Below are 10,353 nucleotides of genomic sequence, written 5' to 3'. Positions count from 1 at the left end.
ATTTTGAAGAAATCAACACTGACCCAACTAACATATCTACTGAGGAAGCAAGTGCAAAATACTTCCTCACGGGAGTTCAATTTAAATTGTATGGACCTGACCGTTATCCTTACTGGAGAGCCCAACTGATTCATGCAGACAGATTTGCTGGTCATTTCACTTTTGGGTTTAACGGATCCTGGTGGAACGATGGTCTTGCCTACACCTATGACCCTGCCTATACTGATGCAGCCTGGGACTGGTTATCTGGGTTCTTTGGTGGTCTCAATAACTTTCGTAACCTAACGGGTGTAGGTGGTGATTTTGAGAATGACAAAATGTATGCTGTAGGGCAGATCATAAGTGGGTTATATTTTCAAATGTATACAGACACTTTTGGTCAAATCCCTTATACACAAGCATTTGACCCTAATGTATTGAGCCCAGTCTTTGATGATCAGGTTACTATTTACAGAGGTATCATTACAGAACTGAATGAGGCTATGGCCACAATAGGAGATGCTACTACAACAGGCACTGGCATTGAAGATTTGGGTGTTAATGATATTTACTGCGGTGGTGATCTTCAAAAGTGGAAGCAATTGGCTAACACACTAAAGCTGAGAATAGCGATGAGAGCTCTAGGTGCACCTGGAGAAAATTTTGCTCAAGCTGCAATTACAGAAGCTCTAAACGCACCACTTCTTGAAAGTGATATATTAATGCAAAAAGACAATGTTATTAGCCAATGGGCCAGTGCTGCTTATGGGGATGTCTGGCATAACTTTGGAGCCGGATCAAATTGGAAAGTAAGCCAACCGCTATTGGATTATCTTAGAAATTATAATGACCCAAGGCTGAGCAAATATGCAAAACCTGCACTTGGCGGCACCGTTACCTGGACAAGGCCAAGCGCCAGCGATAATGCTGAAGGAAACGAAAACTTTGATAAACGTGTAGATTTCATGGTGCAAACCCTTGTGGATGCAGGAGCTAACCCTGTGGTAGAAGATAATGGAGATGAAGTTACCGTCACCGTAGAGGGAGGTAACTTTATTGGTCAGCCAGTGAGATTGAATGGATTCATTTATCCGTTTGTTGCCGATGAATTTTTCTCAGAGCCGGCTGATGCTATCATCAATGCAAAAGGTGGCGATAATATATCGTCAGAGATTGTATTTACATCCGCAGAAGCCTATTTCTTGCAGGCAGAAGCTGCAGTAAAAGGTCTTGGATCGGGCAATGCACAAGCTCTATTTGAAATGGGTATTTCTCAGGCAATGAAAATGTGGGAGGTAAATGATGGAGAAATAGCAAGCTATTTGACCAATTCTGATTTGGCCCAGCTGACAGGAACTCAAGAAGAGCAACTAGAAAAAATTGCTATCCAAAGATGGCTTGCTTCATATACTGATGGTTTTGAAGCCTGGGCTGTAGTTAGAAAAACTGGCTATCCAGCTTCTTTGGCTGCCGGTGTTACTGATGCTGACATATACGCCATGGGTGACATCAATGGTGCCTACCCTATGAGAATGCAGTACGGAAATACTGTTAAAAGTGAGAATCCAAACAACTATCAAAATGCTGTAAGTGATCAGGGTCCTGATAAGCAGGATGTTGCACTTTGGTGGGCTCAATAGACCTTTTTTAAGTAGTTTGAATGTTTCATATCACAAAGGCTCCTTCGGGAGCCTTTGTTGTCTTTCAAACTCTATAAATAGTCCTTTTTTCTAGCTAAATGACACTTCTGCAATTCGTAGAGATGAAAATGTCATTCAGCTATAGAACCACCCCAAACGGCTAATAAATTTCAATCCACCCTTCTAGCTATGTTAATTAGGTTATGAAATGTGACTAATGATCAACATGGTAAAATCACCAGCGGATCTGTTCACTATCTACAAGAAACTATGGAAGTAAAACAAACCACAAGCACTGTACTTACAACACCTTTATCTGAAACCAAAGGGTACTCTGGACCAATCGCTTTGATGGTCTCCTTATTCTTTATATTCGGTATCATCACTGTTTTTAATGATGTGCTCATCCCTCATCTTAAATCTGTATTTAGCCTAAGTTACATCCAGGCAATGCTCATTCAATTTGCCTTTTTTAGTGCCTATTTTTTAATGGCATTACCGGCTTCAAAGGTTATTAACAGGTTTGGATATAAAAACTCAATAGTGATAGGCCTGCTTGTGGTAATGGGCGGCTGCTTACTTTTCTACCCTGCTGCTTCATTGGTATTTTACCCATTATTCCTTTTGGCACTGTTCATCATGGCCTCTGGCATAACACTATTACAAGTTTCAGTAAATCCCTACATCTCAGCTTTAGGTTCACCAGAAACGGCATCTAGCAGACTTAACCTTGCCGGTGGATTCAACTCATTAGCTACAATAATAGGCCCTTTAATAGGCGCTCATTTTATTCTTAGCAATGGAGACATTCAGCGGGGTGCAGAAGCCGTACAACCACCCTACCTTTTTCTTGCAGTTTTTGTTTTGACGGTGGCTCTAGTCATTCATTTTTCTCAATTACCAAAACTGGCCATTGAGACAGAAAAGAAGAAAAAGAAAGGTGCATGGAAGTTTAGGAATTTAAGGCTCGGCATAATTGCTATTTTCCTTTACGTAGGTGCTGAAGTAACCATTGGCAGCTTCTTAATCAACTATTTTTCTTTAGAGCACATAGCAGGACTTTCAGAACAGCAGGCTGCCAAATATGTATCCCTTTACTGGGGTGGAGCTATGGTCGGCCGTTTTATCGGAGTTTTGTTTTTAGGTAGAGTAAAAGTTTCCAAAGCACTCACGGCTGTCAGTGTTATGGCATTTCTATTAATACTTACCTCCATTTTTGCTACAGGGGCCATTTCCATGTGGACCGTAATAGCAGTAGGACTATTCAACTCTATTATGTGGCCTTGCATTTTCCCATTAGCCATTAAAGATCTGGGAGAATATACCAGCCAAGGATCAGGGCTGCTGATAATGGGTGTTGTCGGTGGTGCTATTATACCCTTGATTCAGGGTATTCTCGCAGACTATTGGTCTGTTCAAGCTTCCTTCAGTATTGCACTGATCTGTTATGGCTACCTAATTTTCTATGGGTTGAATGGTTCTAAACCTAAAAATAATCAAGTGGCTGTATGAAAGTAGCAATTGGTATTGACATCGGAGGCACTAACATTAAAATTGGTCTAATAAACAGAGCAGGTCAGCTGTTGCAGGAAAATAATATTTCAGTAAAAGAATGTCCGAGTCACATCACTCTCTTTAAGGAGCTAAAACACAATATTCAATCACTTACATATCAGCTTGAGAATATTGAATTAGCTGGTATTGGTATTGGAAGTCCAGGGGCAAATGTTACCACAGGTGTCATTGAAAATGCTTCAAACCTACCCTGGGATAAATTACCAATTATAGAATTTCTGATTAACTTATTCAATGTACCGACTTATTTAACAAACGATGCCAATCTCTTTGCCATAGGCGAAAAGATTTTTGGTGATGCTCGTCACATGGACGATTTTGTTGTAGTTACACTGGGCACAGGAGTTGGAGCAGGCATCTACTGCAATGGCTCACTATTACATGGAAGAGATGGCCTGGCAGGAGAGTTTGGACATGTAATAGTTCAAAAGGATGGCAGGCCTTGCCAGTGTGGACGAAAAGGGTGCTTGGAGCGCTATACTTCAGCTAGTGGGTTGGTGCTGACAGCTCAAGAAATAATGGATAGTGAGCCTATTAAGTCAAGCAGATTGAAGGATCAACCAATCAAAGAACTAACCTCCATGCAGGTAATGGAAGCTGCTGCTTCAGGGGATTCTATGGCACTGGAAATTTTCAGAATAACAGGGAAAGTGTTAGGGGAAGCACTCGCAGACCTAACAGCTTACTTCAATCCTGAAGCTATCTTTCTTGCAGGAGGTTTATCTAAAGCAGGAAGTTTCCTATTTGAGCCGACAGTACAAAGCTTTAAAGAAAATCTACTAGGAATATATCCTAATGATATACCCATATTACAGGGCTCAATACAAGACAACCATGCCGGTGTTTTGGGGGCTGCTGCTTTAGTATGGGATTCTGAGGGGCAATTTAAAAAAATTCATTCATCAGTAATTTGAAACAATATTATGGAACCAATAATGAAAAACACGACCGATTTCTTTGATAGAAAAAGCTGGGAGTTTTCCTCTTTCACACAAAAAGAAAAAATCCATGTTGAAATCTTTGAACATCCTGAAGAAGCCTCCGCTTTAATTGCTAATGAAATTGCTGAGCTAATCCGTCAAAAAAATGAAAAAGGAGAAACTTGTGTGCTTGGTTTAGCAACCGGTTCTTCTCCTGTAGGAGTTTATAAAGAGCTTATCACGCTTCATAAGGAAGGAAATCTGAGTTTCAAAAATGTAGTAACCTTCAATTTGGATGAATACTATCCAATGAAACCTAATGAATTACAGAGTTATGTGAAATTCATGCACGAGTACCTCTTCGACCATGTAGACATACCTGCAGAAAACATCAACATTCCAAATGGAACATTGGAAAAGAGTGAGGTAGCTGGGTTTTGTGAAAATTATGAAGAGAAAATTGCTTCTTATGGCGGGCTTGACTTACAATTATTAGGTATTGGTAGAACTGGCCATGTAGGTTTTAATGAACCTGGATCTCCAATCCATTCAAAAACCCGATTGATCAACTTAGACAATATTACTCGTATAGATGCTGCTGGAGATTTTTTCGGTGAAGAGCATGTCCCAAGAAAAGCTATTACAATGGGCATAGGCACCATTATGAAAGCGCGCAGAATTGTGATTATGGCCTGGGGTGAAGGCAAGGCCAGCATTGCAAAAGAGGCCATTGAAGGTGCAATGACTGATCAGGTGCCAGCTACTTTTTTGCAAACACACGCCAATACTACTTTTGTACTTGACACCGCTGCGTCTACAGAACTTACCAGGCAAAAAACACCGTGGCTATTAGGCCCAGTTGAGTGGACAGAAGAGATGGAAAAGCGAGCAGTAATCTGGCTAGCGCAAAAATTAGAAAAACCAATTCTCAAATTGACAGATCGGGAATATGCTGATCATGGCATGAGTGACCTGATTTTGGATGATGGGCCGGCTTACAATATCAATATTAAAATATTTAATCTCCTTCAGCACACAATTACTGGCTGGCCGGGTGGCAAACCCAATGTAGATGATACCTACAGACCAGAGCGTGCCAATCCTGCTAAGAAAAGAGTGCTGATTTTCAGCCCTCATCCTGATGATGATGTGATCTCCATGGGAGGTACTTTTATAAGGTTGGTAGATCAGGGACATGACGTACATGTTGCTTATCAAACTTCAGGAAATATAGCGGTGTTTGATGATGATGTGGTACAATATGCTGACTTCTTTGGCGAGCTATTACAAAAGGAGCTTGACACCGATGCCAAAATAGGATCGATCTATAATACCGTACTTGATCAAATAAAAAATAAGAAACCCGGGGAACAGGATTCTCCAGAAGTACAAAAAATAAAAAGGTTGATTAGACGTAGTGAAGCTAGAGCAGGCGCTCGTTACGTTGGCCTTTCCATGGATAATGTCCATTTTATGGATATGCCTTTCTATGAAACAGGTCAGGTAAAGAAAAATCCTCTGGGACCAGAAGACATAAAAATAACCGCTGATCTTATCAGAGAGATCAAACCGCACCAAATATATGCAGCCGGTGATTTGTCAGACCCACATGGCACGCACAGGGTTTGTCTTTCAGCTATATTCCAAGCTCTGGAAGAAATTAAGAATGATGATTTCATAAAAGACTGCTGGGTATGGCTATATCGTGGTGCGTGGCAGGAATGGTCTATTGAAGATATTGAAATGGCTGTACCTATCAGCCCTGATGAACTAATGAAAAAAAGAAGGGCCATTTTCAAACATCAATCACAAAAAGATACAGCTGTATTTCCTGGTAGTGACAAACGTGAGTTTTGGCAACGTGCTGAAGATCGTAATAAGGACACTGCAGACACTTACGACCTGCTTGGCCTTCCTGAATACGAGGCCATTGAAGGATTCAAGCGATACAAATTTTAAAGTGGGACAATAGATTAATACAACCTGGGCAGGCATCGATTGTGAAGCCTGCTCAATGACCTCTAATTCATGAATATCAAATCAACCTTAATTAAAGTCATTTTCTGCGGAATACTACTGCTCAGCAGTACATTAAATGCCCAACAAACTCAATATTACCATATGCCAATGCCAGCAAATATCAAAGCAGGTAATGGGAAATTATTGATAGACAAAAACTTCAGTATCTCCCTGGAAGGTAGATATGATGAGCGTTTAACCAAGGAGGCCTCTAGGTTTTTAAGAAGACTAGATCAAAAATCAGGTAGGTTTTTTATCCAGCACAAAGTAACAGGGGAAACCGAAAATGCCGAATTGGTGATTTCTGTGAGTCAACCAGGTGAAATAAAGCTACATGAAGATGAGAGCTATTCAATCACTGTTTCTCCAACTAAAATTGATCTCAAAGCAAAGACAGACCTTGGGGCTATTAGAGGTCTTGAAACTCTTCTGCAGTCAATTGAAGTAGAAGAAGGTAATTATTACTTCAAATCCTTAATTATCAATGACAATCCAAGATTTGCGTGGCGTGGTTTAATGCTAGACGTATCTCGCCATTATATGCCTATGGATGTGATTTATAGAAACCTTGATGCCATGGCAGCTGTTAAACTTAATGTATTACACCTGCACCTTTCTGACGATCAGGGTTTCAGGTTTCAATCAAAAACGTTTCCCAAATTAACGGAAGTAGCTTCAGATGGTCTTTACTATACTCATCAGGAACTCAGAGATATAATCTCTTATGCCGATCAACGTGGAATTCGGGTAATGCCGGAAATTGATGTTCCTGGTCATGCAACTGCTATGCTCGTGGCCTTTCCCGAGCTAGGTAGTAAAGACACTACTTATACTCTTGAGCGTTATGCGGGCATCTTTGATCCAACTTTGGATCCTACGAAAGATGAAGTATATGTTTTTCTAAAGGCCCTGTTCGAAGAAATGAGTACTATTTTTACCGATGACTTTTTTCATATAGGTGGAGATGAAAACATGGGTAAACACTGGACTGAAAGCAAAAGCATACAGGAATTTAAGAAGAAGCATAATCTTGCTGACAATCATGACCTTCATACTTATTTCAACCTTAGGCTTCAGAAGGTACTTGCTGAACTGGGCAAACGTACCATGGGCTGGGAAGAAATAATGACTACCAAAATGCCCAAATCAGCTGTAATACACTCCTGGAGAGGAGAAAATGAAGGGACAGCAGCCAGAAAGTCATTAAACGAAGCTGCCAAGTCAGGATATGAAACCATACTCTCTAATGGTTATTACCTTGACCTGATGTATTCTACAGCTGACCACTATTTGGTTGACCCTATCCCAGAGGGTTCTGAGCTGTCAGATGAAGAAAAGAAACGCATCTTGGGTGGTGAGATGTGTATGTGGAGTGAGTTGGTTGTTCCTGAAACCATAGATAGTAGACTGTGGCCACGAGCGGCAGCTATTGCAGAACGTCTATGGTCACCAGGCAGTGTGAATGATGTGGACGATATGTATCGTAGACTAGAAATAATAGGGCTTGAATTGGAGGAGCTTGGCCTTAAGCATTATACTGCGCGTAGTGTCATTTTAAGGAAATTGACAAAAGGTCATGACATAACACCGCTCAGAACACTGGTAGAAGTGGTAGAGCCAATGAAGGGTTATACAAGAAACCCGGGGGGTACCATGTATGCCACTTACTCACCTTTTTCATTATGGGCTGATGCTGCAACGGCTGATGCAAAGGTTGCCCGTGAATTCAATAATAATGTTAATCTCTACCTTGCCGGAAACTTTGATGCAAAAGGATTGGCGGAACAACTAACATTGTGGAAAAAGAATCATACTAAAGTCTTATCATTAATTGAGCGGTCTCCTGTTCTTCTTGAAATTAAAGAGCTGTCAGAAAATTTATCAATAACAGCAACTATAGGACTAGAGGCCATAGCGTTTATTGAAAAAGATATAGCTCTTCCTGCCAAATGGTACGAAACCAGTAAAAAAAGCCTTGAAGCTGCACTGGAAAATGGTGGTCGCACAGAATTACAGGTTATCAGCGGCATAAAAATGCTGGTAAATCAAGTAGAAGTGCAGGTGAAGCAGTAATTAGATTTCCTATTTAAATATGTAGTGCTTCCGTAATTACTGGCCTAATTCTAAGCCATCTTGTTTTAACAATAAATCTTGAAACCATATTTTCTGCCATAATGTCACCAAAAGTGGATTGGCATAACCATTGATAAATGAGAAGTACTGAAAAAGTATAAAATAGAATAACAATTATAAATAGGTACTAACTATCATGGGAAAAATTATTGGAATAGACTTAGGAACAACCAACTCATGTGTTGCCGTAATGGAAGGTAACGAGCCAGTGGTGATCCCTAACAGCGAAGGAAGAAGGACTACTCCTTCTATCGTTGCATTTCTTGAGGATGGAAAAGGTGAGAGAAAAGTAGGAGATCCGGCAAAAAGACAAGCCATTACTAACCCAACGAATACAATAAGCTCTGTAAAGAGATTTATGGGTAAGAAATACACTGAAGTAGGTGAAGAGTTAAAAACAGTATCATATTCTTTAGAAAAAGGAAATAATGACACTGTAAGAGTAAAAATAGGTGACAGAAACTACACCCCTCAGGAAATTTCAGCTATGATACTTCAAAAAATGAAGTCTACTGCTGAAGATTATCTTGGTACAGAGGTGAAAGAGGCTGTTATCACGGTACCTGCTTACTTTAATGATGCTGAGCGTCATGCTACTAAAGAGGCAGGTCAGATTGCAGGACTTGATGTTAAAAGAATCATTAATGAGCCAACAGCTGCGGCTTTAGCTTATGGTCTTGATAAGAAAAATGCAGATATGAAAATTGCAGTGTATGACCTTGGTGGTGGTACATTCGATATATCTGTTCTAGAATTAGGAGATGGCGTTTTTGAAGTAAGATCTACTAACGGTGACGTTCACCTAGGTGGTGATGACTTTGATCAGGTAATCATCAACTGGTTAGCTGAAGAGTTTTTGAAAGACGAAAACATAGATCTAAGAAAAGATCCTATGGCTCTTCAGAGGCTAAAAGAAGCTGCTGAAAAGGCTAAAATTGAATTATCAAGCTCAACAGAGACTGAAATCAACTTGCCATACATCATGCCAGTAGACGGTGTGCCTAAGCACTTAGTAAGAAAACTTTCAAGATCTAAATTCGAGCAGTTAGCTGACAGCCTGATTAAAAGATCATTAGAGCCTGTTAAAAAGGCAATGAAAGATGCTGGACTTAGCCCATCAGATATTGACGAAGTAATTTTAGTTGGTGGTTCTACAAGAATTCCTATTATTCAGGAAGAGGTAGAGAAGTTCTTTGGCAGAAAGCCTTCGAAAGGTGTAAATCCTGATGAGGTTGTGGCTATTGGTGCTGCAATACAAGGTGGCGTGTTAACTGGAGAAGTTAAGGATGTATTGTTATTAGATGTTACTCCTCTTTCCTTAGGTATAGAAACCATGGGTGGTGTAATGACAAAATTAATTGAGTCTAACACTACTATTCCATCTAAGAAGTCAGAGACATTCTCTACGGCAGCTGACAATCAGCCATCAGTAGAAATTCATGTTCTACAAGGTGAGCGTCCAATGGCAAATGACAACAGAACCATTGGTAGATTCCACCTTGACGGAATACCACCATCTCCAAGAGGAGTACCTCAAATTGAAGTAACCTTCGATATTGATGCTAATGGTATAATGAACGTTTCTGCTAAAGATAAAGGAACTGGTAAAGAGCAAAAGATCAGAATCGAGGCTTCTTCTGGCTTGACAGATGAAGAAATCGAGAAAATGAAGCAGGAAGCGCAAGCTAATGCTGAATCTGATAAAGCGGCTAAGGAGAAAGTTGAAAAACTTAATGCGGCTGACTCTTTAATCTTCCAAACTGAGAAGCAGTTGAAAGAATATGGTGATAAATTATCAGAAGATAATAAGACTAAAATCAACGGTGCTTTAGAAGAACTTAAGAAGGTTCACCAAGCTCAGGAAGTAGATAAAATAGATGCTGCTTTAGAAGCTTTGAATAAAGCGTGGGAAGGTGCATCTCAGGAAATGTATGCAGCTACAGGCGGACAGCCAGGTGCTGATGCAGGTGCAGCAGGTGGACAACCTGGTGCTGAAGGAGCTGCTCAAGATGCTGCTGATAGTGATGTATCAGATGTAGAATTTGAAGAGGTTGATGATTCTTCTAAGAAATAAATCAACTTTATAT

Annotated in this window: 6 protein-coding genes; all 6 read left to right on the top strand. The window is 40.3% G+C overall.

Going from position 1 to position 10,353, the window contains the following annotated elements:
* A partial coding sequence (locus tag E1140_RS04710) for a SusD/RagB family nutrient-binding outer membrane lipoprotein (protein ID WP_155179566.1) occupies window positions 1-1,619 on the top strand: 1,619 nt, incomplete at its 5' end.
* 210 nt (window positions 1,620-1,829) lie between these two features.
* Window positions 1,830-3,131: a sugar MFS transporter gene (locus E1140_RS04705; RefSeq protein WP_343034142.1), complete on the top strand. Its 1,302-nt coding sequence runs from the start codon at window positions 1,830-1,832 to the stop codon at window positions 3,129-3,131.
* On the top strand, window positions 3,128-4,108 hold the full coding sequence (locus E1140_RS04700; RefSeq protein ID WP_155179564.1) for an ROK family protein: 981 nt from the start codon (window positions 3,128-3,130) through the stop codon (window positions 4,106-4,108). The genes E1140_RS04705 and E1140_RS04700 overlap by 4 nt, the downstream gene beginning before the upstream one ends.
* A 21-nt stretch (window positions 4,109-4,129) precedes the next feature.
* Complete coding sequence (nagB, locus tag E1140_RS04695) at window positions 4,130-6,073, top strand: glucosamine-6-phosphate deaminase (RefSeq protein WP_155179562.1); 1,944 nt, start codon at window positions 4,130-4,132, stop codon at window positions 6,071-6,073.
* A 69-nt stretch (window positions 6,074-6,142) separates the two neighbouring features.
* Window positions 6,143-8,206 carry a beta-N-acetylhexosaminidase gene (locus E1140_RS04690; RefSeq protein ID WP_155179559.1) on the top strand — a complete coding sequence of 688 codons (2,064 nt, stop codon included), beginning with the start codon at window positions 6,143-6,145 and terminating at the stop codon, window positions 8,204-8,206.
* A 196-nt stretch (window positions 8,207-8,402) separates the two neighbouring features.
* Window positions 8,403-10,340, top strand: coding sequence for a molecular chaperone DnaK (gene dnaK, locus E1140_RS04685; protein WP_155179557.1), 1,938 nt, complete (start codon window positions 8,403-8,405; stop codon window positions 10,338-10,340).
* Window positions 10,341-10,353 lie beyond the last annotated feature (13 nt).

Origin of the sequence: Fulvivirga lutimaris (assembly GCF_009711525.1) — a bacterium.
Lineage (GTDB): Bacteria > Bacteroidota > Bacteroidia > Cytophagales > Cyclobacteriaceae > Fulvivirga > Fulvivirga lutimaris.
Note: the sequence above shows the minus strand (reverse complement) of the source record. Positions and strands in the feature narration are given on the sequence as shown.

Excerpts from the sequence above, each read along its gene's own strand:
- E1140_RS04700 (WP_155179564.1), top strand. The coding sequence starts at position 3,128 with ATGAAAGTAGCAATTGGTATTGACATCGGAGGCACTAACATTAAAATT.
- dnaK (WP_155179557.1), top strand. The coding sequence starts at position 8,403 with ATGGGAAAAATTATTGGAATAGACTTAGGAACAACCAACTCATGTGTT.
- nagB (WP_155179562.1), top strand. The coding sequence starts at position 4,130 with ATGAAAAACACGACCGATTTCTTTGATAGAAAAAGCTGGGAGTTTTCC.
- E1140_RS04690 (WP_155179559.1), top strand. The coding sequence starts at position 6,143 with ATGAATATCAAATCAACCTTAATTAAAGTCATTTTCTGCGGAATACTA.